The following is a 23,781-nucleotide window of genomic DNA, read 5'->3' as shown; positions in this document are numbered from 1 at the left end:
TCTGAGATATCCCAAGAATGAGCAAGTCCTGGTTTATATCCACCAGTTTGTGAATCTCTTACTGTTAGTCCTAAAAGTATATTTGCAATGATATTAGAGCTAGCTGTATCAGTGGCAAGCTGAGGGTCAAGTGAAGTAGGCTCACCTCCGTTTGTAACTCTAAATGTTATTTTATCTTTGTGTGCATCACTAGTACATGAGAATAAGAGCAAAACAAAAAAAGATAAAAGAATTATTATGTTATGTTTCATAAAGCATTCTCCTTAAATTCTTTGTTATTTATGTTTTCTTTCATTATAAATGATTTTAATGAAAGACTTAAGTATCACTTTAATTTGATAAATAAATAAAGTATAATGGTGTAGATTATTGATAGGCTATTGTATTGTTTTTTCCTATAAATTTAAAGGGTAATGTTTTATGTTTATAAAAAATGAGAGTTTTAATAAGTACTTTAAAGACATTGAAAATGAATTCCTTAGTCAATTTAAAGCTATTGAAAATGTAGATTGCTTAAATAGTTCTTACCATGAGGCAAATTCTGTTAGCAGGCGTTTAGCTGATAAAATGATAGAAAGACTTTTGAAGAGTAATTCTACTATTGTTGGCATGCAAAATATTTTAAAACTTTATGAAAAGACTCAATCTGGTAAGTCATCTATCATATTGATGGAACATTACAGTAATTTTGATTTTCCTTGTTTTCAGTTCTTGTTAAATAAGATGAATTATGGTGAAGTTGCAGATCATATTATTCCTGTAGCTGGTGTTAAGCTTTTTAAAGATGATTTGTTTGTTAAAAGTTTGTCTTTAGGCTATAGCGTAATATTTATTTATCCTCCTCATTCATTTATTGGGGTTGATACTAAGAGGATTAGGGAGAGAAGGACTTTTAATGCTAATTCTATGAAATTTATTTCTGATAAAAAGAGTAGTGGATATATTATTCTTATTTTTCCAACAGCTACAAGATATAGAGAGGGAAAGCCTGAAACTAAAAAAATAATTTCAGAAATAGGAAATTATTTTAAAATTTTTGATTATTTTGTAATGGTTGGTATTAATGGAAATATTCTTGAGGTTTCTTCAGATGAGAAAATGTCGCATGATATTTTTAGGGAAGATACTCTTATTTATAATTCAACAGAAGTGATAGATATGCTTGAATATAAGAATTTGATTTTGAGGGAGTTGGATCAGGAAGGACTAGAGCCTACAAAAGAAATTTTAAGTTCTAAGATTGCTGATGACTTAGAAAAACGTTTTGTTGTTCTTCATGAAGAAGGGACTAAAATATATAATGATTTGAGTTAGGATTTTATTGTAGTATGCCTGATATAGATAAAGTAAAAGAGTTTAAAAGAGAAATATTAGATAACATTTCTGATGAAAGAGCTAAAAAAGAGCCTTTTGGGATAAAAATGGAGGTTGAACCTCCAAATGATGAGGGGGAGGATATTATACCATGGGAAAAGCAGGAATCTCTTCTTAATTCAGAAGAAGATCTTGATTTAGACTTTATTCTTGATGCTCTTGATAGTGAAGAACAAGTTAAGCTAGATGAAAACGAAAACAATGAGTCAATCTTAGAAGACTCTAAAGAATTAAAGATTGATCCTGATTTTAATGACTTAAATGATGATTTTAATGCTTTAGGCGATAAAAACACTGATATTGAAGAGAATTTTGAAAAAGTTTTTGATGATAATGCTATTAGCACAGACGATGTAATTGATTTTGATGTAGATAATCAAGATAGTTACAATTCATTAGATACCAATGAATTTCTTGATACTAAAATGACATCTAATAATTTAGATGATAGTAGTGATGTTTTTGATGATGATTTTAATCTTGATGATTTAAAGTTAGTGAACAATATAAGTGATTCTGATGACTTTAATAATAAAAGCATTGATGTTAATGATATTGAAAATTTTGAAACTTATGAAGAAGAGGATGATTTTTCTAAGCTTTCAGATGACTTTAGATTTTTAGAAAATGATAAGGAGGAAAATACTAATAAGCGTAAGTTTACAATTGATTATCCTTTGTTTCTTGAGCATTTAAATTCTTATCCTAGAAATTTAAGAATTGCTGTGGCTGAAGCTTTAACAAAAGATAATATTTCTAGATATAAACTTGAAGCATTGGTTGATCTTGTTGAGCAGAATAAGAAAGGTCTTAAATTTATTGCCAAGTTTGTTGGTGATATTGTTGGTCGTTCTGTTAAGCTACCTGTTATTTATTATAAAGCAGAAGAGTTTAGTAGGCTCGAGCAGAAGTTTAGCTATAGAATTTCTAAGGCTTTAGTTCCTGTCCTTAAGATATCATTATTTTTTGTTTTTTTAACCTTTGTTGCTTTTTATTTTTTAGTGGATGTTATGTTCTTTTATGTTGCATCTGATAAAAAATATAGAGAAGGCATATCTTATATTCATGAGAATAAAAGAGATCTTGCCAAATCTACTTTTAGAGATGCTTATTATATGCGGCCTAATGATAAGTGGTTTTTGGTTTATGCACAGGAGTTTGAAAACATAAGAGATTTTGATAGTGCTGAGGAAAAATATGAAGAATTATTCACTATTGATCCTTTTTCTAAAGATGCTTTCAAGAGAAGAAGAAAGAAATTTGATAAAAATGGGTATATCTCTTATGCTGCTATGAAAATGAAGCTTGGAGAATATGCTGAGGCCAATTCAATCCTTGATGAGGTTATATCTTATGATCTTTATGACCATGAAGCATTAATGGCTAAGGGTGATAATTATTTTTATTGGGCTAAAACAGATCCTAGGTATTATAGGGATAGTATAAACATTTATACTATTTTGCTTACAAGATATGGACATAAGAAGAAAATTTTATTTAAGCTTTTTAATGCTTATATTGAGGCCGGTGCTGATAGGGAAATGGAAAATATAAATTCTTTTATTAAAGCCAATGAAGGATTAGATATTGATGAAGTAGTTTATACTATATATGCTAAGAAATTAATAGATAAATATATTGACTTTACTGTTTACAATAAGAGAATAAATAGTTTGTCTAGGAATTTGAAGTATTTCAATGCTCAAATGAATTTATTGAATAAAGAATTTGTTAATTTTAAATCTGGTGGTGGAAAGTCTGTTTCCAATTCTTTAAATGATGTTAATTTGAATTCAGAAATTGAATATATTCTTAGAAGAATATTAACTAAAAATCCTAATTATAATAAGGCTCTATTTGAAAATGGTAGATATTCTTATTATATAGGTGATTTTAAAAAGGCAGAAGGCTACTTGTTAACAGCATTGAATGGCTTTAGGAAAGAAAATTTGATTGAAAATTCTTCTAACAAAATAATAGCTTATAGAATATTGGCAGATATTTATGAAAAACAAAAGGATTCTCTTAAAGCAAGTAATATTATTGGTCTAGCTTTAAATGATTATGATTTTTATAAGAAAAATAGTCTTATTAGAGGATCTAAAGAAATTTCTTTGATTTATGAAAAACAAGGAGATATTCTTAGATCTTTAAAAGGTTATAAGGAAGCTATTTCTTCTTATAAGATGGCAATAAATGAGGGAGTAAATTCTCCAGATGTTTATTATAAAATAGCATTACTCAATTATAGGGAAAATAATTATAAGGAAGCATTAAGCTATTTATTTAAAGTTGAAAATATGTCTGGATTTTCAAATAATAATGAAGTTTTGAGCTCAATAGCATCTGTTCTTTATAAGATGGGTGATTTTGTAGCATCTAGGAGTTATTATGTTAGGATATTAGAGAATTTAGAAGTAGAAAAGTCTAGTATTTTGGGATTTAGACCTAAAGATAATAATTATCACAAGGATTTGTTGATGAGGGAAATTGAAAATTATAATAACCTTGGGGTTGTTGAGATAAGAGCATCCCTTGGTAATAGAATTGGAGTTGGCATTGTTAAAGATCATAAGCTTTTTGATTCAGGTATTGCTAATTTGACTAAATCTTCTAGGATATTTGATCTGTTAAATCGAGATGTTGATATGGTGAGAAGTTTTAAGAAAGATCTTGCTAGTTTAAATCTTAGAAGTGTTTTTAAGAATGATTTCGTTGGTTCTAATATTTTGTTCTATGATAATTTAGCGGATAATCTTTAAGTTTTGTTGGTTGAATTTTTATAATTTTGGACATAAATTTTTATGTTTTATTTTTAAGGATTTATATGAGAAAAACTTACTTTGTTATTTTCTTGCTTATTGGGTATAATTTGTTTTCTTTAATCGATGATTATTTAGATATTTCTATTGATGATGTATATGTCGAGGCTCATGAAGATGGATTTCATCTTTTTATTAGAAAAAAGCCAAGAGTTAGGTCTGTTATTTTAACGGAATCTTTTGAAATTCCAGATAAAAGTAAAGATGTGTCTACTTATTCTTTTAGAACTTTGAGCTATAACAAGATTAATGGAGATGAGATTAGAATTTTAAATGGTAGAGTTATTAAGAATAGAGAGCTTTTATCGTTGACATCTTCTACGCCTGTTCCAAATAAGAAATTTGGAGAGGCTTTTCATATATTGATACCTAAGAGATTAAAATATGGTTTTCCAAATTTTTCAACAAGAAGCGGTGATATTGATTTAGAAACTCTTAAGAGAAAAAAAGAACCTTTTTGGTTTTCAATTAGAACTTTTGAGAGGAAATATAATGATTATTTAGGTCAATATAAGGATAATGCTTATGAGTTGTTTTTTAAGGACACACAAAAAGAAGATAAAGTAGAGATTGATGGCTTAAGAGAAGCATTTTTTAGATTTTCAGATAATGTTACTGTTGCAAATAAAGGAATGGATACTATTGAAAAGATAAAGGATATTTTAGAAAAGGTAGAAGATCCACTTTCTGAATTAGATCTTGTTTTTGTTATTGATGCTACTGAGAGCATGAAGAGTCATATTGAGATTTTAAAAGAGCATCTTTTTGAGATAGTAGAACCTCAACTTGAAAATTTTAAGTCTTATAGAGTAGGAATTGTGTTTTATAAAGATTATCTTGAAGACTTTCTAACAAGATCTTTTGATTTTAATACTAAGGAATATTTAAATAATATTCTTAAATATGTTAATGTAGGCGGTGGAGGTGATTATCCAGAGGCAGTATTTGAAGGGATTAATGCGGCTGTTACTCAGTTTGATTGGAAGGCAGAAAATAGGCTTATTATTGTATTGGGAGATGCCCCACCTCATGAGTATCCTAGAGGCCCTATAGTGTATGAAGAAGTAATTGAGTCAGCTAAAAGAAAGAATATTACAATTTATGGAATATTGCTTCAGCAGTAAGATTTGATTTTAAGCTTTTTAGGTTTTAATTTTTTCAAGTATTTTTTTGGATAAAGCTAGAATCCATTTGGGGTTTTTTATACCAGATTTTATTAATTCTTCAAATAACTTTTTTGCTATTTCTTTTTTACCTAGCGCATAATGTATGAATGCAATTTCATATTTTCCAGTGGCAACTATACTTGTATTTTTTTTATGATTTTCAATCATTTTTTCATATACTTTTAGGGCAGAATCATAATCATTTACATTCATTGCTTTTTGAGCTTCTCTTAAATAAATACTATAAGGAGTTTCTTTTGTAAGTTCCTCTAAATTGGTAGTATAACAAGAAAAGAAAAGAGTACTAATTATTAATATTAAATTTTTCATATTCATTCTCTTTTGTATAAATTTATTAAATTAATTCTATTAGATCTGAAAAAAGAAAACAAGCTTCAACTTGTTTTCTTTTTTTGTTTTATTTAGAGGGAATTATTATTTTCCAATCTTTATGTATTAAATCTGGATTTTGTATTTTTTTCCTGTTTGCAAACCAGATCTTTGGCCATAAATAGGGATCTTTGTATAATTTCTTAGATATCCCCCATAGAGTATTTCCTATCTTAATTATGTAGAGTTCTTTACTTGCATGGCTTTGATAAGCTTCTAAGTATTTTGCAGAATCTAAGAATAATTCATTTGCAAGTCTAAGATTATTTAGTCTTTTAGCTTCAAGGCCTTGTTCCCATAGTTGTCTAGACTTTTCAATAAGTTGAAGTGTTTTAAATTTTGTTGAGTCTGATTTCTTTATTTCCTGAGCTTCTTCTTCATAAGCAAGTACTAATGGAAAATCAAACTTACCAAGTAAATAAGTGCCACCTTCTAAGTGTAAAAGATTTGTGTATTGTCCCTTATCTTTAATTAGAGATCTTCCATTCCATGGAGATGGCTTAATAAGCTTATTGTTGCTGTAAACGGGGAGATTAGAAGCAGCTTCAAGTGCTTTTAATTGTTTGTACATTCTCTCTTCTGTTTCTTTAAATGCTCTTGATTCTCTTGCTTTTTTAGCTGTTTGTTGAGCCTTGTTAAAAGCTTTACTATACATACCTAGAGAGTTTTCAATATCATACACTTTATATTTTCTGGTTGCTTCGAAATATAAATTATTTACTTCATCAATTTCTAATGGTATCCATATATATGCTTCATTTGCCTCTGCATCATTTAAGTATTTTTCAATGTTTTCCTTAAAATAGTTTATTTTTTCCTTTTTTTCTATTGTGTTTTTTGCAATATTTCTGTATCTTTCAAGTGCTTTTATACCAATTTCATTACCTTCCTTAATATTTCCTTTTTTAAATTTTTCTTTCATTTCTTTTTCAGTATTTTCAGCTTGGTTGAATTCTTTAGAATAAAAAAGATTTCCTCTCTCTTTTATAACTTCATTTTTAATATTTTCAATATCTCTTTGAACATCATCAGTTTCTTTTCTTTTTAAAATTTTTGCATTTTTACTCTTGGTATCTTCTGGAGGAGTTTCACATGAAATAAGACTAAGACAAAGAGCAAACATATACAATATTAAAAATAATAATTTCCTTTTTTGTGTCATAAATACATCCTTGTTATTATGAAATACTTATTTACTTAAAAATTATTTTTAAATAATAATAATTTTTATCTCTTCATAACACTTTTAGTATTTGAATATAGAATATACATCCAAAACTATTCATTTTTTCATTTTTGTAGTATCAATATTTTACCTTTTTCCCATAGAGATTTTTAAAATCTTAGTATTCTCGCATGTTCTTTCTTCTGGAAGGGATTCGCATGAAACAAGAGAAAGAGTAAATATAGATAATATTAAAAATAATAATTTCCTTTTTTGCACCATAAACACATCCTTATTACGTAATATTTACTATATTAATTGTAGTTTTATTCCTTTTATATTTTTCTTAAAAACTTTAGTGCAAAACATTATTTTTGCACTCTTCTAAAATTATAATGTATTTTTCATATTTATTAAAGTTAAAAATTTTTTGAAAAAGGATATAATTAACTATAAGTGTTGAAAGGGGGGATAATTTTATTTTAAAATTATGTGCTATTATCTTTTTATTGTTATCTAGAACAATATTATTCTCTCAAGTGGCGTCTATTAAGGAAATAGAGGGTAGAGTTAATGTTTTAAGAAATTCTATACCTGTTAAATTAGATTTGGGAGATGAAATTTTTGAATATGATTTTATTGAAGTTGGAGATAATTCAAAAATTAAGATATGCCTATATGGAATAAATGGTGTCTCATCAGATTTAACTTTTCATTCCAATACACATACTCTTATTTTTTATTCTTCTCTTAAGGATTTACAAGATGCAAAAATATATTTATTTAAGGGAAGTTTAGAGGTTGTGATTTATGAAATTGTTAAAGGATCTTCACTTTCTGTTGATATTAATAATTATTTTTTCATGACAGATACACCATCAAAATTTTATGTTAATTGTGAATATTATAATAGTTATTTTGTGAGCGTTTTTGAAGGCGTTCTTAAACATTATAATAAAAATGAATATTTCGTTTCAGAAGGTACTAGTGTTTTGCTTTGGGATGATAATTCCTTTTTGAGTAAAACTAGTGATCCTATATTTAAAAATACAATACAAAATCTTAGAGAAAAATCTCGTAAAAATTTTGTTTCTTTGAGCAATAGGGGGATAAATTACATATTTTTAAAATATATTGAAGATAGTTCTAGATTCGATTTTTTATATGAAAATCTAGTAAGAGATTCTAGATTTAATGTGATATATTCAAAGTGGAGTTTGGAAGATGAAAATCGTACTTTAGGAAGTAGGATTGATATGATCAATGATATTAACTATCTGAAAGGAAGAATAGGTATACTTTTTAATAATTTTGTTTATTTGGCAAATATGTTTTTTTTCATAGAAGATATTGTAAAAAATTCATCTAATGTCTTTGAAAGATTAATTATTTATGGATCTACTTCAAACTTTTTTGAAGATTATAAAAAAAATAAGTTAACTTTGTTAAAAAAATTTTTTAAGACAATTCATTCTTTTAAAATGTATTTAACTCGCACTAATGGAGATGTACCTAGTAATTTGAAAGTTGATGAATTTTATTTATTAAGACCTATGGAATTTTAATTTTTGTGAGTGTGCCTTTGTTAAAGATAGAAATTAAATATAAATAATAGATTTTTAAAAAATTATGAAAAATGGGCAAAATGATTAAATATAATGTAGATATTTTTTTAAATTTGTTGGTTTTATAAAAAATATAAATATTTGTCAGGTTTTATTGTGCTACTCTATGCGATTTAAAGTTTAAAGTCTCAAATGTTGAATAAATTCAACATTTGAGACTTTTGCTAAGAGCTTTATACAATTATAATGTGTTTTTGAAATATTATTATAACTTCTTCTTTTAAGACTGATAAATTTATATTTTAGGGCCTGTTTCTTTCTTTAAGTTTGATAGCAGTAAATATTTTGTTATATTGGTTCCAGATTTTGCATTTTTAAGTAAAACGAGGCATATAATTGGACGTGGTGGAGGCTTTTATGGTATCTTTCTACAAAGAGGATTCTTTTTAAAAGTTGGTGTTTGCTTTGATTTTCGGATTTTTAATTTTGTAACTTTTTGTTCTGATGATATTAAGCTAGGTTTTGTGCTTTCTGGTGGGGTAAAGGTGTTTTATTTTTGTGAATAAATTTCTATTAATTAGAATTTTTTGGGTTTTTAATTCATTAATTTGTTTATTTTTATTTGTGTATATTAATTTTTTTAAAATTAGGGAATCTAAAACTTCATCAGAGAAAAGGCTTGCGTTGTTTATCCCGGGCATTATTAATGGGTCTCCTTCTTATAAAGGAATGTACGATTTTTTGATTAAATTTAAGAAGGAAAGAAAAGACATTAAAATTAAGTTATTTGAAGCTGGGTTTAACCAAAGTGAATGGATGGAATTACTTGAAAAATTATTAAGTCATCAAAAATATGATTTCTTGATAACCGCAAATAATGCAATGCAAGGAATTATTGATAAAATTTCAAAAAATTATCCTTATACTAAATTCTTAATTTTTGACTCTTTGGTTAAAAATACTAACCCTCAAGTTTACTCCTTGTCTTATAATGTTGCTGAAGAAGCTTATATTTTAGGTTATTATGTGGGTTTGTTTTTAAAAAATTTTGATTTATTGAATAAAAATGTGGCTTTGATTGCCGGACAAGAGTATCCTGTTATGAATGATTATATTTTCCCTTATTTCAAAAATGGAGTTAGAGAAGTTTTAGATACAGAAGTTTTCTTTAGAACTTTGGGGAATTGGTATGATAGTAATAAGGCAAAGGCTTTAACGGATTCTTTAATTTTAAGTTCAAAAGTTTCTGTAGTCCTTCCTATTGTTGGGTCAGCTATTGAAGGCGTGCTTTCATCCGTACGTGAACATAATATTTATGCGGTTTTATTTGATAGCGAAGATTATTTGGATAATAAAAATAATATCATTGGTTCAGGCATTACAAATCAAAGATTTTATTTAGAAAAGGCGTTGGATAAAGCTTTAAGAGGTAAGATTAAATATGGTTTTTATGAGATACTTGGATTTAGAGAAATGGGAGTTTCATTTAATTTCTTAAATAAGTTTTATATAGAAAACATTAGTGATGAGATTAAGAAGGCTCTTGAAGGTAAAATAAAAGAGATAATTGATATTGGGATAAACATAAATTTAGAATGATTTTATGGTAGAGTTTAAGAAAATAGTCAAATTTTTTCCAGATATTGAGAGACCCATTCTAGATAATATTAATTTAAAGATTGAGGAATCCAAGATTTTGACTGTAATTGGTAGAAATGGAGAAGGGAAAAGTACTTTATCTAAAATCATAGCTGGGGTTATTCATTTTGATAGTGGGTATGTAATTGTAGATAATAGAATACAGAAAAATTGGAATGTGGATAAGGCAAAGCGGAATGGTATTTATCTTGTATCTCAAGTACCAAAACTTAATATGAATTTGAAAGTATGGGAGTATCTTAATATTTATTGGTTTGATTCTAAATTTTTTGTTCCAATGAATAAATCTAAGACCTATAGGTATTACAAGTGGATTAGACAGTTTTATAATATTAATTTTAATCTAGACAAGAGAATACAAGATTTAAATATTAAAGAGATATACCTTTTACTTATAATTTCTTCTCTTAAGAAGAATGCAAAGATTATTATTTTTGATGAAAGTATAGCTTACTTTTCTCAAAAAGAAGCCAAAGAATTTATTGGATTGCTTGAAAATCTTAAGAAGGCAGGTGTCACTTCTCTTTTTATTACGCATAGAGAAATTGGAAATGTTATAAATTTTAGCGATGAATTTGTTATTTTAAAAGGTGGGAAATGCTTTAGAACAACAAATAAAGAGACAATACTTAAAAAGCTTGAAATACCTACTAATAAATTTATTTATACAAATATTAATTATGATAAGTCAAATGAAGATTTTATAAAATTTAGTTTATTTTTTGAAGATTTCTGGAAATATGATATTAATTTTTCTTTAAAAGAAAGAGGGGTTTTTGGAATTATTGCAGAAGAAGCTGTAATAAAAACATGGGAGAAGTTATTTTTAGGAGAAATTCCGTTTGTGGGGTGCATAAAGGTTAATGGGAAAAGATATGAATATATTAATTTTTATGACTTAAAGGCAGGATTTTTACCTTTAGGTATTGGAAATTTGTTTTCTGATGATAGTACTATATTAGATAGCTTTTTAACAAAAATAATGAGTTTTGAAGATGAAATTTTTATTAAGGAATCTACTATTAATAAACTTAAAGAATTTTTTAAGAAAGATATGGAATATGGTGATGACAAGATAAATAAGACTTTTTATTCTAAGTCTTTTTCATTTTCTGGGGGAACTTTGAAAAAACTTGCTCTTTTTAGGGAAAAGTATATTACAAAGAGTTTTTTGATTTGTTTTTCCCCTCTTAGTAATCTGGATTATAAGGCATATAATGAAATAGCCATTTTTATTCGTAATTTTGCTAAGCAAAAGCCTGTATTATTAATTACTCCTAATTTAGATGAGCTATTTCTTCTATCTGATGATGTTTTAGCTATTAAAACTGGTGAAGTTGTTTTGAGGATGAAGAGAGAGTATATAAATAAAATGAGTCTAAAGGAATTGTTATTTATATGAAATCCTTTAGAAAAGGATACATATTTCTGATTTTTTCATTTAATGTGTTTTTTCTTAGTTATTTTTTTGATACTTTTTTTAGTTTTTTTTATATTAAGGCAATATTTTGGAATTTTATATTGCTTTTGTTGATTGCTACGGGGATTTCTACTTGTGCTAGAAGCAATAACTTGAATCTTGGGCATGAGGGTCAAGTTTATTTTGGAGCATATTTAGCTTATGTATTTTGTGAATTATTTGGGCTTACATATTTTAATTTTGCATTAATAATGATTTTAAGTTCATTTTTAGTTAGTCTTATAGGAATTATTCCTTTTTTTTTAGCATTCTTTTTCGGAGTAAATGAAATGCTTACAGGTCTTTTGTTGTCTTATGGAAATCAGAGATTAGTGGATGGGCTTATATCAAAGCTTTTAGTTTCAAATGGGGCTTTGAATCAGACAAAGAGTATTCATAGAATATTTACTCTTGATACTTCTTTGCCATATTTGCTTTTATTTGGGTTTTTAATTTGGTTAATTTGTATTTTTATACATAAGAGAACTATTTTGGGATTAAAGCTTGAGATATTAAGCGATAGAAAGATGTTGAGTAAGTTTTTTAGCGTTAATGAGTTTAAATATAAATTTTATACGGTATTTACTAGTGCTTTTCTTAATGGACTTGTAGGTTCAATATTTGTCATTTTTTTTAAAAATTATTTATTTTTAGGATTAACTTCGGGACTTGGTTGGAGTGGATTTATTGTGGCTGTAATTTCTGGATTTAATTATATGTATGTATTGTGCTTTAGTTTGTTTTTTTCAATGTTAAATGAGTTTAATAATTATCTTAAGATAAATTATTCTTTTAAATATGAATTTATTGGTTTATATCAAGCTGTATCTATTTTTTTATCTTTATTTTTTATTAATTCAGGTAAAAAATAAATGTTTGTTATTTTTATACATTCTATAATATTTGCATATTTAGCACTTGGGGTACTTTATACGGATAAAATAGGTCTTTTAAATATATCTGTTGAAGGGGTTTCTTTTTTATCTGTGTTCTTAACTTCTCTTTTTATTTATTGGGGATATGGGATTTTTATGTCAGTTATTATGACGCTTCTTGTTAGTTTTATTTTTGGGGGATTTTTATCTTTACTTGTAGTTAAAGGTTATGATATTTACATAACAGGCATAGGTATTAATATATTGTGTTATTTTTTAGTCGATTTTTTAATGAGAGCTAATTTTGGTTTTATTCCAGGATTTAGCTTGGACATATCGAGTAATTTAGCTATTTATATTTTTGTTATATTCTTTTTTATCTTATTAGGTCTTAGTATTTATATAGTAAATTATACAAGGGTTGGTATGGTTTTTGAGTTTATACGTTCGAATGATTATGAGAATGTATTAGGTGAAAGGAATAGTAATTACTTTAAATCTTTTGCTATTTTTTTATCTTTAATCTCAGCAAGTATGGCTGGTTCATTTCTTGCTATAAATCTTAATGTTTATTCTTATAATTTGGGATTAAATAATGGTTGGCTTGCTATTTGTATATTATATATTTCGTTTTCAAATCCGTGGCTTATTTTACCAATTTCATTTTTGATTGTATTTATTGAATATAATTTTTTCAATTTTCAGGACTATGTAAATTCTTATTTTGCTCTTTCCCTTCCATTTTATATGGCTATATTAATTAATATATTGGTTTCGCTTTTTAGGAGAAATAAGAGATTTTAGCCACACCATTTATTGAATTTTTAATTTGCTTTAAAGCTTGCATTTGTAATTCTATCTCTTTTATTTTAATTTTATTAAATAGATAAAAAGGAATGTTTTTTATAATATCTAAGTTTTGCAAGAAGAGCGTATATAGCATATCATCATGTGTTTCTATTTGGAAAATAGTGTTAATAATTAGATTAAATATTGAATCTTCGTCTTCGATGAAATGATAAAATCCTTTTTTTAAAATGGCATCAATGAATATATGTACATTAGTATTTATTAAATTTTGATTGTTTTCAATAAATTTTATTATGTATTCCATTGATTTACTAGACTCTCCGATGAGAAAATATGCCCAAGAAATGTCAAGATAGTTTATTGTATTATTAAAATCAATTATTTTTAGATAAATTTTTGTCTGTTTAATTGCTTCTGTCCAGTTTTCCATCAAATATTCTAGCTCAGAAAGTAATAAGTACGCATCAACTTGGTTTGGATCTTTTTTTATAATTTTCGTTAATAATGATTTAGACTTATTATATTTTTTAAGATTTTTTAGTGACATTGATTCTTTATAGATTTCATCAATTTTATCTTTGCTTATTTCTTTTTCAGATATTGTTGCATAAACAGGAATGATAATATTTATTAATGCTAGGATTATTATATATTTTTTCATAAGTTATTTTATTTTATCTTGTTTAAAATATCTAGTATCATATTTTGATACTTGCTGATAAGTTTATATGAGTTTAGATCTTTTATATTTTTATTAAAATACGACATTGCGAGATTTAAAGCCTGTTTTATGGCGTTTGATGATTTAATCATATTGCCAAATTTTAATATTTCTTCTTATTGAATCATTTATGTTAGATTTTTAATTTTATCTAGTGATTTTACTATGCTTTTATCAAACTTTTTCTCTTTTAAAAGAATATTACAGGAAGACTTTTCTTGCCTTCAATTAAATCTTTACCTTCAATTCCATTTTAATATTTTTAATGTCATCCATTATTTGAAAATAGGTTCCAAATTTTAAGAAGGTATTATAAAAAGGTTTTAGATTTATTTTCGTTTTTTGTAAATATTCCCCAGCTAAAAACCAGCCATTCCAAAAAGGGAACCTGTCTTAAGTTCGACTAAAGATATATATTCTTTAATGCTTGGTATACGTGTTCCATTGTGAAATTCAATGTCAATTCCTTGTCATAAATGAAGGGTTTTAAAGGTTGTGAAAAAATTCATAAATTAATAGTTTTTGATTTTCGTTTAAGTTACAATTTCTTATTAATCTCATATGTAAGAAATAAATTAAATTTGCAGTATTAATGCTAGAGCCTATTCCATAAATTAAATGAATGGCAGGTGATACTCGTCTTTTTATGGCGATATCTTCAATATCATTAATATAGATTATAGATTTAGGAAGTGCTTCTTCGAAAATGCGGCATTAATATTTTTTCAATATTCTTTAAAAATAATTTATTTTTCATAATAAGAATTATAATAAAAAGTATAATGATGAGTGTAACCATATTGGAAAACTTTATATGTATGATGTTATTGATAGATATTATCAAAAAGCTAAAAGAGAAGGGTATCTTGCCAGGTCTGTTTATAAGTTAATGGAAATTGATGAGAAGTTTTCTTTGTTTTCTTATGGTAATATATTAGATATTGGAGCATCTCCTGGCAGTTTTTCTCAATATGCTTATAGTAAAATTAAAAATGGTGTACTTGTTGCAGTTGATCTTAATGAAATGGATCTTCATTTTAATAGCAATTTTTATTTTATAAAGGGGGATATATCTCTTGACAATATTTTACATAAAATCAAATTTTATGCTCCTTATAGTTTAATTTTAAGTGACATTGCCCCTAGAACTACTGGTAATAGATTGGTAGATACAAGTAATTCTTTTAATTTAAATATTAGAATAGTAGAAATAGCAACTGAAGTTTTAATTAAGGGTGGAAATTTATTAATTAAGGTTTTTCAGGGAGGAGAAGAAGAGCAAATTTGTGCCGTACTTAAGGATTATTTTAGATTTGTTAAAAGAATAAGGCCTAAAGCTGTCAGGAAAAATTCATTTGAAATTTATTTTTTATCTAAGGATTTTATGAATTGGAAGTAGTTATTTGAAGTAGTTATTTAATTAACTTTAAGGATATTAGGGTATGTTTGGAAGGGAAAAAGTTAGAGAAAAAAAATCTCAATTACAAGTTGCATGTTTTAAAATAGGAAGAGAAAGTTATGGGGTTACAATAGACCATATTAGGGAAGTGATTAAAGTTCCTCTAGAGAGTATATATGCAATACCTAATGTTCCTGACTATATTACAGGTATTTATAATCTTAGAGGTAGTATTATTCCTTTGATAAATTTAAATATTAGATTCAATATCCCTTCTGTTTGTGAGACAGAAGAAGATAAAATTTTAACAGGTTATTTAATAGTTAATATCAAGGGTAAGCTTTTAGGAATATTTGTAGATAAGGTTTTAAAAGTTATTAATTTTGATTCGACAAAGGTGCAGGAACCTCCTGCAACTTTGCAAACTTTGGACAGAAAATACATATCTGGTGTTGTAAGGATTGATAGAGAAGAAAATTTTGAGAGTGAATACTTGATATTAATTGATATTGAACGGATATTTGACAAGACTGAATTTGAAGAGATTCCATATAAGGAGAGTGATGAAAGGTAGGGCTTTGATTTATGTAAATTATTCAATTTGGAATGCTGAGATTCTTGGTTGTGAAATACAAAAATATTTAGAAAATGAGTATTGTGTTTCAAGTTTAATGACAGGCGTAGGTGAATCTTTGGATTTATCAGTAGAAACGAATTTGATTCTTGCATTAACCTTAGGGGGAGATGGAACAGTTTTATTGGCCAGTAGCTTACTGTTAAAAAATGATATTGATATTCCAATTATTTCAATAAACCTGGGTAAAGTAGGGTTTTTGGCAGATATAAAGCCTAGGGATTTTAAAGAAGTAATAGATAAATTTTTTGATAATTCTTTAGTTATTCATAAGAAATATTTGCTTAAAATGAATGCTTATGAGAATGGATGTAGTATCTTAACGAAGTATGCTTTAAATGATGTAATTGTTCGTTCAAGTGTATTAAATAAGCTAATTGGAGTAAATCTTAGAGTTAATTCAGAAGATTTTCTTTCTTATAGAAGTGATGGAATAATATTTGCAACTCCTACAGGCTCAACTGGATATTCTTTCTCAGCAGGTGGTTCTATTTTAGAGTCAGATCTTAATACTTTTATCTTAACTCCTATTTCTCCACATTCGGTTTATAATCGATCTTTTGTTTTTTCAATCGATAGCAAAATTACACTTTCATTTCAAAAGCAATATACTTTAAATCCAGCATCAGTTTTTGTTGACGGTATTAATATTGGTAAATTTGTAGTTGATATTGTTTTTGAAGTGAGCCTTGCTAATAAAAGTTTACGTTTTGTATCGTTTTGTACAGATACTTTTGTGAAAAGACTTAAAAATAAGTTATTATAGTATAAAGAGATTTATTATTTATTTTTGAGTTTAATATGTTAATTGAGCTTTTTATAAAAAATTTCATTTTAATTAAAGAGGTTTACATTAATCTCAGTAGTAAGGGTTTGGTAGCATTTACAGGTGAATCTGGGAGTGGAAAAAGCTTATTATTGTCATCAATTTATTATTTATTTGGTGGAAAGCTTAAAGATAATATTATGATGGATAGAGGTAAAGATTGTGTTTTACTTGCTAAGTTTAGAGCAAATAAGGAAATTAAAGATTATTTGTTTACCAAGGGAATATTACTAGAAGATTTTATTATTATAAAGAGAGTAATTGCATCTAAGTCTATAGACACTTTTTTAAGCAATTATTATATTAATAATGAGCCCATTTCTAGTGTAATTTTAAAACCAGTTTTTGATATGTTGGTCGAGTTTCATTCCCAAAATCAACAATATTTAATTTTGAAAAATACGTCAAATTATCTAAAGATTTTAGATAATTATGCTAATTTAAATATCTTATTAGAAGAGTATAGATTAGTTTATGAGAAGTACATTAAACTTTTAAATGATTATGATAATTTTATTTTGGAAGAAAAATTAAATCAAAAAAATAAAGAAGAGTGTGAGCAGATCATTAAGGATATAGATTCTTTAGATCCTAAAATAGGAGAAGAGGAAATTTTAAATAGCAGGTTAGATGAACTTAGGAATCACGAAGCTTTATGTAATTCGCTTTTGAACTTAAAGAATGTTTTGACCTTAAGCGGGAATTTTTCTGCCTTAAGTGAGATAAGGAGAATAGTTAGTGATTCTGAATATCTGTCTAAGATAAATAGTGATTATTTTGAGCTTGAAAATCGTCTTAAGAATACTTACTATGAGCTTGAAGATATTGGTCAGTCTTATAGTAGGTATCTTCTTGATAAAACTTATGATGAGAGTGAAATTGAGGATATAGAAAGCAGGTTGTATGATATTTCTCGTCTTAAGAAGAAGTATGGACCAAATGTTAAAGATGTCATAGAATTGAGAGAAAGATGCAGTGCCATTATTAATTCGTTTGTTAATTTTGAAACTGAAAGGCTAGGTAAGGAACAAGAATTAAATATTTTATTAAAGCGTGTGGAAAAAATAGCAAATGATATTTCAGATATTAGGAAAAAAGCAGCGTTGGATTTTTCTTCTAAAGTAACGGAAATATTGCAAAAGCTTAATATGAGTAATGCTGAGTTTTTTGCTTTGATAAAAGAAGGTAAAATGAGTTTGACAGGTATTGATGAAGTGGAGTTTTTAATTTCTAGTAATCTTGGATTAAAAGCACAACCAATTAGTAGAATTGCTTCTGGTGGTGAGATTGCAAGAATAATGTTGGCAATTAAGAGTATACAAAATTTTAGCGAAGATAAGCTTATAATATTTGATGAAATTGATTCTGGGATAGGAGGCGAGGCTGGCGTTAGCTTAGGTAGGTATTTAAAAAAACTAGCAGATAATGTTCAAGTATTTATTATAACTCATCTTGCTAATATTGCAAGTATTGCGGATTGTCATGTTTTAATAAAAAAGGAATGTAATAAAAATAAGACTTATGTTAATGCTTCTCTGTTGATAGAAAATAATCGAATTTTGGAAGTTGCTAGGATGCTTAGCGGTAATATTAATGATAGTAGTATTAAACATGCAGAGCAACTTTTAAAAAACAATAGTTAATATGAGTAGGTATTTATGGATTTAATTGATAACGAAGATTATCAAAAGGTTTTATTTATTGATAATCTTATTTTACAAGCTTTCAATGATATAAGGGATATAAAGGATTCCGGAAAATTATCATTTGATTCTGAAGCTACGATTAAATTTATTAATTTGAATTTAAATGCTTTAAGTTATATTGCCTCTTTGAATTATTTTTATACTAAGCCTAGATTGAAGGTTAATTATAATTTTAAGAAAAATCTTTTTAATTTTATTACTGACTTTTCTTTATTTGTAAGTCCTATTTTGCTTGCCTCTCCCAGTGAGCTTATTGAAAGAGGGTCTGTAATTAATTTAGATCCTAGAGAGAGATTTTTAATTGTTAATAAATTAGGATATCTTATCGATTTAGGAATGTATTTTAATAAAGGTGACTTTAAATCAACTCTTTTCTTAGAAGATATATATCTTAAATTTATTATTTTTGTAAAGAATTTTATTGATTTTAAGAATTTATCAGAAAATCTAACTATTGATAGTCCTTTTTATAAGGTTCAGTTAAATCATCTTATTAAATCTTTAGAACTGTTAGAAGAAGGTGCATTTCTCTTAAAAGTGAGGTATGAATCAAACAAGGCTTATATATTTTCAAAACAAGCACTGAGTTATATCCAAGCCGGAAGAATTTTAGCTACTGTTACTTCTCAAAAGGAAATAGCAGAAAAATTTTCAAAATTTTATGATGTTTGGTCTGCTAAGTTTCGGTCAGATTTGAGTAATACATAATGAAAAAGGATATTAATAATATTGGACTTTAATGATGAAAATTTAGTTAAGTATAGAAAAATAAAAATTTTTTTATACTTGGGGGTTTTATTAATTTTGGTGGTAATGGTTGATTTTTTACTGAAGACAACTATTTTTATTCCTGCCTTTTATAAATTCAAACATTTTTCAATGAAACCTTATGATTTAGTTGATATTTCTTCAAGCAAGAATTCCTTTATTGGAAGAAAAATTTTAAAAATAGATTCTATCAAAGGTTACTATAAAATTTTAAATAATCATTTAGTAAGCTTTTCAGATTATTTTTATGTGATTTCTAAGTTCAAAGATGATTATTCTGTATTTCTTAAAAAAACTAATAAATTTTTATTTTCGTTTAGATTTAAAGGATATGTTTTTGCAAAAGGAAATGCTATTTTTGCTTTAAATGAGTTATATAAATCTTTAGTAGTTTATGGGATTGATGGAAGTAAAATTTTGTCTTTGAAGTTTATAGCATCAATATTAAGCTTTGACTATAATAATGATATTTTGTCTGTAGGCCTTTCTGATGGCAAGGTTTATGTATATAAACAAGGTAACTTGGCTTATATTAGAGATGCGCCGGATATTGGAGTTCCAGTTTTATATGTTAAGTTAAGCTTAGATAATAAGTATTTATGTGTAGTAAGAAAGAGCGACAAGTGTTCTTTAGAATTGATTAATTTAGATGATCAATGTAAACAGGTATTAAGTATTAACAATTTGAAAATTAAAAATTTTAATTCTTTTTTAAAGATAGATGATTTTTATAATTTATTGATTGAAACTAATAATTCATTTTTAATGATTAATATTGAAAACGGTAAAATTTTAAAAGTTAATAATAGAAATTCTGTTTTAAGTGCTTCTTATAATTCTTTTTATGGGATTTATAGAATATATTTTTATGATTTAGAAACTAAAGTAATAAATTTAAGAACTTATTCTGCTAATTCTTTTAAACTGCTAGATAATATCTTTTTCAAAGATAGGATAACTTCATATATTGAACTTGATGATGGAATTTTATACTTTAATGATGATGGTGATTTAAGATATTTGGGAATGTGATGCCATGAAAATTTTATTTCTTTTTCTTTTTATTTTTTCTAATTTATATTCATTTTTGGAATTCAGGGGAGATGAGAAATTTGATTTAGTTAGTGATTTTGGAGAACCTAGAGACGATGATTTGAATATTGGTATAAGGCTCAGGTCTCTAGATACAAGTGTTTCTATTTTTTCAAATAATTATAAAATTTTATATTCTAAAAATAAAGAGAAAGAATATGAAAGAAGTATTTTAATCATTTTTGATAAAGATTTGGGCTTTGATTTAGAATTTTTTGGTAATTTTGTTTATAAAAATGAAAAAATATATTTTTTAGATGATAATAGAATCTTTGATGTTATAGTTATTGATCAACATAAAGGAAATATAATTAATCCATTATTTGTAATAAAAAACAAAGGCAATTTAAGTATAGATACTTCCTTTTCTTTGAATAATGTCCTTTTAAAAGACAAGGATGGAGAGATGTTTGAATTACAGAAGAATACAAATTTAGATGTAGAGTTTGGAAACTATGGACTTATTTTAAATTTCTCTAAAGAAAATATTAATCCTTCAAATTCTCTTAAGGGTATTTATTACTTTGAGGTGTTTTTAAATAACATGAGTGTTTTTCGTGTGAAGTTTCAGAGTATTGTTTTAAATAATAATTTATATGTAATCTCTGGAGACGATAATTATGACTCTTCTAAAATAAAAAGGGATAATGGGATTCTTGAAATAAAAAATCTGGAGTTTGCTAAGGAAAAAAACGAACTTGTCATTAAGTATGGAGATATTTATGAGACAGATAAAAAATTAACTTATAGGTTTGTTATTAATGGATAATGGTATTATTCATAGTCCTGTACTTCTAGATGAAGTTATTAATCTTTTAGAAACAGTATATGTAAGTGATGGATATATTTTTATAGATTGTACTCTGGGAGAGGGAGGTCATTCAGGCGCAGTTTTAAGGAAATATGAAAATATTAATGTAGTTGGGATAGAAAGAGATGTTGCTGTTTTAAATATTGCGAAAAAATTTCTTGAAGAATTTAAAGATAGAATTTTATATTTTAATGTTTGGTTTGACGATTTTTTTGGTGAATATCCTTTAAGCAATAATGTTGATTTTATTTTAGTTGACCTTGGAATATCTATGTTCCATTACAAGAAGAGTGGAAGGGGATTTTCTTTTCTTAAAGAAGAGATATTGGATATGAGACTTAATCCTTGCGCTGGAGGTCTTAGTGCTTATGATATTGTAAATACTTTTACTAAAGAAAAACTAGAAAATTTAATTTATGAACTAGGTGGAGAGAATTATTATAGAAGAATTGTAAAATCTATTTTAGAATATAGGAAAGTGAGAAAAATAAAAACTGCTTTAGAACTACAGAATTTAATTGGTAGAGATTATCCTAGGATAAATATTAAAATAAATCCAGCAACTAAAACTTTTCAGGCATTAAGGATTTATGTTAATGATGAACTTTTAAGATTGAAAAGAAGTTTGCCATTGTGGTTAGAAAAATTAGCAAAGAATGGAATTTTGGCTATTATTACATTTCATTCATTGGAAGATAAAATTGTAAAGGAATTTTTTAAAGAATTAGATAAAAATTCGTATTCTGTCTTGACTAAAAAGCCTATAATCCCAAGCTTTAAAGAGAAGAGATGTAATAATGCATCAAGAAGTGCTAAGCTTAGAGTTATAAAAAGAATAGATGGTTAAAATAGGTAAAATTGAAGTTATACTGTATTATTTATTGATTTTAATATTAACATCAGTGGCTTGTCTAAATATTTATCTTAACTTTAGATATGTTGTGAAACTTCGAGAGTTTGAAGATTTAAATAAAGAGCAAAGTAATATTGTTGATGAAAATCTTAGATTATTAACTGTAATATATGAACTGGAGAATATTGAGAGGATAGAAGAGCTTAGTCGGGATTATTTAGATTTAGAGAGACAGGAAGATAAGAATATAAATGTTATTGAATAATAGATTCCTTAAATGAGGGTATTTAGTGCATATAAGAATTGAAGACATTCTATATTCTTTAAGGGATATTAAATTTATTGGTAATTTAAGCAGTATGCAAAAAGTTGTTTCATTTTATTCGATTGATAGTCGTGAAATAAATAAAGATAATAGTTGTGATAGTCTTTATTTTGCTTATAAGGGAGATAGAGTAGATGGATTTTCTTTTGTTAAGTATTTAATTGATATTGGTGTTAAATGTTTTGTGTGTTCTATGGATTATGAGCTTGCATGTATTGAATATTTAGAAAATAAAGATGATTTGGTTTTTTTACTTACTAGTGATGTAGTTGTTTTTCTCCAGAAATTGGCAGCTCATTTTATTAAAAGAACAAATTTTAAAAGGATAGCTGTTACTGGTAGTAATGGCAAAACTACAACAAAGGAAATGCTTTATAGTATATTGTCTGAAAAGTATAAAACTTGCAAGACTTGGGGTAATTTAAATTCAAGTATTGGACTTCCTCTTAGTATCTTAAGAACAGGAGGAGATGAAGAGTATGCTGTTTTTGAGGTTGGTATTAGCTATATTGGAGAGATGAGTCTTCTTTCTGAAATATTAAATCCGGAAATTGTTGTTATTACAAATATAAGTTATGCACATATGCAGGCTTTTGAGAATCTAGATATTGTTGCTTCTGAGAAGGGTAGAATAATTACTAAGGATACTCAGATAGTTATCTTAAATGAGAGTTGTCCTTATCATCCTAATTTGAGAGAAATAGCTAATGTTAGAAGTCCAGGGAGTAAGATTTTTAATTTTGAATTTAATAAGCTACAAATAAGAGAATTTTCAATGTTAAACGAAAAATTTTCTTATGATTTTACTTATAAAGGGTTTCATTATTCTATTTTGTTACCAGGTAGACATAATATTTTTAATGCAATATCCTGCATTAATTTAGCTTTATTGCTTGGTCTTAAAGAAGATGAAATTAAAAAAGGGCTTATGAATACTGATTTTCAAAAGGGTAGAGTAGAGCTTATAAAAGTAAAGGACTATTTAGTGTTAAATGATTCTTATAATGGTAATTTGGGCTCTTTTATGGCTTTAAAGAAGATGATTTTGGATCTTGATATTGAAGGTAAAAAATTTATTGTTCTTGGTGCTTTTAAAGAACTTGGAAAATTTTCGTATAAAGCGCATAAAGCAGTAGTTCAAGAGATTATTTTAATGGATTTTGAAAAAGTTTTTTTAATTGGAAAAGAATATCAAGAAGTAAAGAAAAGTGAAAATTTAAGTTTAAGTAACTTATATTACTTTAATAATTTTGAAGATTTTATTGATTTTTTTGTTAAAAGTTTAGATTCTAAATGTTTTATTGTTATTAAAGGGTCGAGGTCAAATAGACTTGAAAGGATTTTTGATTATATTTAAGGAT

General features: G+C 26.3%; 22 protein-coding genes and 2 pseudogenes. 19 read left to right on the top strand and 5 right to left on the bottom strand.

Annotated elements, in window-relative coordinates; genetic code table 11:
• A pseudogene (locus F0310_RS01610) lies at positions 1 to 251 on the bottom strand (peptide ABC transporter substrate-binding protein); the annotation flags it as partial.
• Between the two features lie 169 nt (positions 252 to 420).
• On the opposite strand from F0310_RS01610, the gene F0310_RS01605 reads away from it, so the two are divergent.
• The 3 genes from F0310_RS01605 to F0310_RS01595 all read left to right on the top strand — a co-directional run bounded on the left by F0310_RS01605 (position 421) and on the right by F0310_RS01595 (position 5,320).
• On the top strand, positions 421 to 1,314 hold the full coding sequence (locus F0310_RS01605; protein WP_182117226.1) for a 1-acyl-sn-glycerol-3-phosphate acyltransferase: 894 nt from the start codon (positions 421 to 423) through the stop codon (positions 1,312 to 1,314).
• 14 nt (positions 1,315 to 1,328) lie between these two features.
• Positions 1,329 to 4,136, top strand: coding sequence for a periplasmic flagellar collar protein FlcA (gene flcA / locus F0310_RS01600; RefSeq protein ID WP_182117225.1), 2,808 nt, complete (start codon positions 1,329 to 1,331; stop codon positions 4,134 to 4,136).
• Between the two features lie 65 nt (positions 4,137 to 4,201).
• Positions 4,202 to 5,320, top strand: a complete 1,119-nt coding sequence (locus F0310_RS01595) for a vWA domain-containing protein (protein ID WP_182117224.1) — start codon at positions 4,202 to 4,204, stop codon at positions 5,318 to 5,320.
• An 18-nt stretch (positions 5,321 to 5,338) separates the two neighbouring features.
• Here the strand turns inward: F0310_RS01595 and F0310_RS01590 are convergent, their stop codons facing one another.
• Both F0310_RS01590 and F0310_RS01585 read right to left on the bottom strand, forming a co-directional pair.
• Positions 5,339 to 5,692 (bottom strand): outer membrane protein assembly factor BamD, encoded by a 354-nt coding sequence (locus F0310_RS01590; RefSeq protein WP_182117223.1) that lies wholly within the window; start codon positions 5,690 to 5,692, stop codon positions 5,339 to 5,341.
• 88 nt (positions 5,693 to 5,780) lie between these two features.
• Positions 5,781 to 6,914 carry a LysM peptidoglycan-binding domain-containing protein gene (locus F0310_RS01585; protein WP_182117222.1) on the bottom strand — a complete coding sequence of 378 codons (1,134 nt, stop codon included), beginning with the start codon at positions 6,912 to 6,914 and terminating at the stop codon, positions 5,781 to 5,783.
• A gap of 512 nt (positions 6,915 to 7,426) precedes the next feature.
• Between F0310_RS01585 and F0310_RS01580 the strand changes: the two genes are divergently transcribed.
• From F0310_RS01580 to F0310_RS01555, 6 genes are all read left to right on the top strand, one after another.
• Complete coding sequence (locus F0310_RS01580) at positions 7,427 to 8,482, top strand: hypothetical protein (protein ID WP_182117221.1); 1,056 nt, start codon at positions 7,427 to 7,429, stop codon at positions 8,480 to 8,482.
• 353 nt (positions 8,483 to 8,835) lie between these two features.
• Positions 8,836 to 9,048 (top strand): 5-formyltetrahydrofolate cyclo-ligase, encoded by a 213-nt coding sequence (locus tag F0310_RS01575; protein WP_182117220.1) that lies wholly within the window; start codon positions 8,836 to 8,838, stop codon positions 9,046 to 9,048.
• Positions 9,041 to 10,081, top strand: a complete 1,041-nt coding sequence (locus F0310_RS01570; RefSeq protein ID WP_182117219.1) for a BMP family ABC transporter substrate-binding protein — start codon at positions 9,041 to 9,043, stop codon at positions 10,079 to 10,081. The genes F0310_RS01575 and F0310_RS01570 overlap by 8 nt, the downstream gene beginning before the upstream one ends.
• A 4-nt stretch (positions 10,082 to 10,085) precedes the next feature.
• Entirely contained in the window at positions 10,086 to 11,543 is a 1,458-nt protein-coding gene (locus F0310_RS01565) for an ATP-binding cassette domain-containing protein (RefSeq protein ID WP_182117218.1), read from the top strand.
• Positions 11,540 to 12,472, top strand: a complete 933-nt coding sequence (locus F0310_RS01560) for an ABC transporter permease (protein WP_182117217.1) — start codon at positions 11,540 to 11,542, stop codon at positions 12,470 to 12,472. Before F0310_RS01565 ends, F0310_RS01560 begins: the two co-directional genes overlap by 4 nt.
• Complete coding sequence (locus F0310_RS01555) at positions 12,473 to 13,279, top strand: ABC transporter permease (protein WP_182117216.1); 807 nt, start codon at positions 12,473 to 12,475, stop codon at positions 13,277 to 13,279.
• Here the strand turns inward: F0310_RS01555 and F0310_RS01550 are convergent.
• Positions 13,257 to 13,946, bottom strand: a complete 690-nt coding sequence (locus F0310_RS01550; RefSeq protein ID WP_182117215.1) for a tetratricopeptide repeat protein — start codon at positions 13,944 to 13,946, stop codon at positions 13,257 to 13,259. The two genes, F0310_RS01555 and F0310_RS01550, sit on opposite strands and share 23 nt — an antisense overlap.
• 8 nt (positions 13,947 to 13,954) lie before the next feature.
• A pseudogene (locus tag F0310_RS05910) lies at positions 13,955 to 14,684 on the bottom strand (polyprenyl synthetase family protein); the annotation flags it as partial.
• A 136-nt stretch (positions 14,685 to 14,820) separates the two neighbouring features.
• Between F0310_RS05910 and F0310_RS01540 the strand changes: the two are divergent.
• From F0310_RS01540 to murF, 10 genes are read left to right on the top strand one after another with little or no spacing between them, the layout of a single operon-like run.
• On the top strand, positions 14,821 to 15,405 hold the full coding sequence (locus F0310_RS01540) for an SAM-dependent methyltransferase (protein ID WP_182117214.1): 585 nt from the start codon (positions 14,821 to 14,823) through the stop codon (positions 15,403 to 15,405).
• Between the two features lie 43 nt (positions 15,406 to 15,448).
• Positions 15,449 to 15,979 carry a chemotaxis protein CheW gene (locus F0310_RS01535; RefSeq protein ID WP_182117213.1) on the top strand — a complete coding sequence of 177 codons (531 nt, stop codon included), beginning with the start codon at positions 15,449 to 15,451 and terminating at the stop codon, positions 15,977 to 15,979.
• Entirely contained in the window at positions 15,969 to 16,805 is an 837-nt protein-coding gene (locus F0310_RS01530) for an NAD(+)/NADH kinase (protein ID WP_182117212.1), read from the top strand. The genes F0310_RS01535 and F0310_RS01530 overlap by 11 nt, the downstream gene beginning before the upstream one ends.
• Positions 16,806 to 16,840: 35 nt before the next feature.
• Positions 16,841 to 18,508, top strand: coding sequence for a DNA repair protein RecN (locus F0310_RS01525; protein ID WP_182117211.1), 1,668 nt, complete (start codon positions 16,841 to 16,843; stop codon positions 18,506 to 18,508).
• Positions 18,509 to 18,523: 15 nt separating this feature from the next.
• On the top strand, positions 18,524 to 19,279 hold the full coding sequence (locus F0310_RS01520; protein ID WP_182117210.1) for a hypothetical protein: 756 nt from the start codon (positions 18,524 to 18,526) through the stop codon (positions 19,277 to 19,279).
• A 21-nt stretch (positions 19,280 to 19,300) separates the two neighbouring features.
• The gene (locus F0310_RS01515; protein WP_182117209.1) at positions 19,301 to 20,371 is read left to right on the top strand and encodes a hypothetical protein; all 1,071 of its coding nucleotides are present in this window, start codon (positions 19,301 to 19,303) and stop codon (positions 20,369 to 20,371) included.
• Between the two features lie 4 nt (positions 20,372 to 20,375).
• Positions 20,376 to 21,200 (top strand): hypothetical protein, encoded by an 825-nt coding sequence (locus F0310_RS01510; RefSeq protein WP_182117208.1) that lies wholly within the window; start codon positions 20,376 to 20,378, stop codon positions 21,198 to 21,200.
• On the top strand, positions 21,193 to 22,089 hold the full coding sequence (gene rsmH / locus F0310_RS01505) for a 16S rRNA (cytosine(1402)-N(4))-methyltransferase RsmH (protein WP_182117207.1): 897 nt from the start codon (positions 21,193 to 21,195) through the stop codon (positions 22,087 to 22,089). The genes F0310_RS01510 and rsmH overlap by 8 nt, the downstream gene beginning before the upstream one ends.
• On the top strand, positions 22,082 to 22,360 hold the full coding sequence (locus F0310_RS01500; protein ID WP_182117206.1) for a hypothetical protein: 279 nt from the start codon (positions 22,082 to 22,084) through the stop codon (positions 22,358 to 22,360). The genes rsmH and F0310_RS01500 overlap by 8 nt, the downstream gene beginning before the upstream one ends.
• Positions 22,361 to 22,385: 25 nt before the next feature.
• Positions 22,386 to 23,777 carry a UDP-N-acetylmuramoyl-tripeptide--D-alanyl-D-alanine ligase gene (murF, locus tag F0310_RS01495; RefSeq protein ID WP_182117205.1) on the top strand — a complete coding sequence of 464 codons (1,392 nt, stop codon included), beginning with the start codon at positions 22,386 to 22,388 and terminating at the stop codon, positions 23,775 to 23,777.
• Positions 23,778 to 23,781: the final 4 nt, after the last annotated feature.

It is taken from the genome of Borrelia sp. A-FGy1, from assembly GCF_014084025.1.
Taxonomy (GTDB): domain Bacteria; phylum Spirochaetota; class Spirochaetia; order Borreliales; family Borreliaceae; genus Borrelia.
The sequence above is the reverse complement of the archived record's forward strand: the minus strand, read 5'-3'. Positions and strand labels throughout refer to the sequence as shown.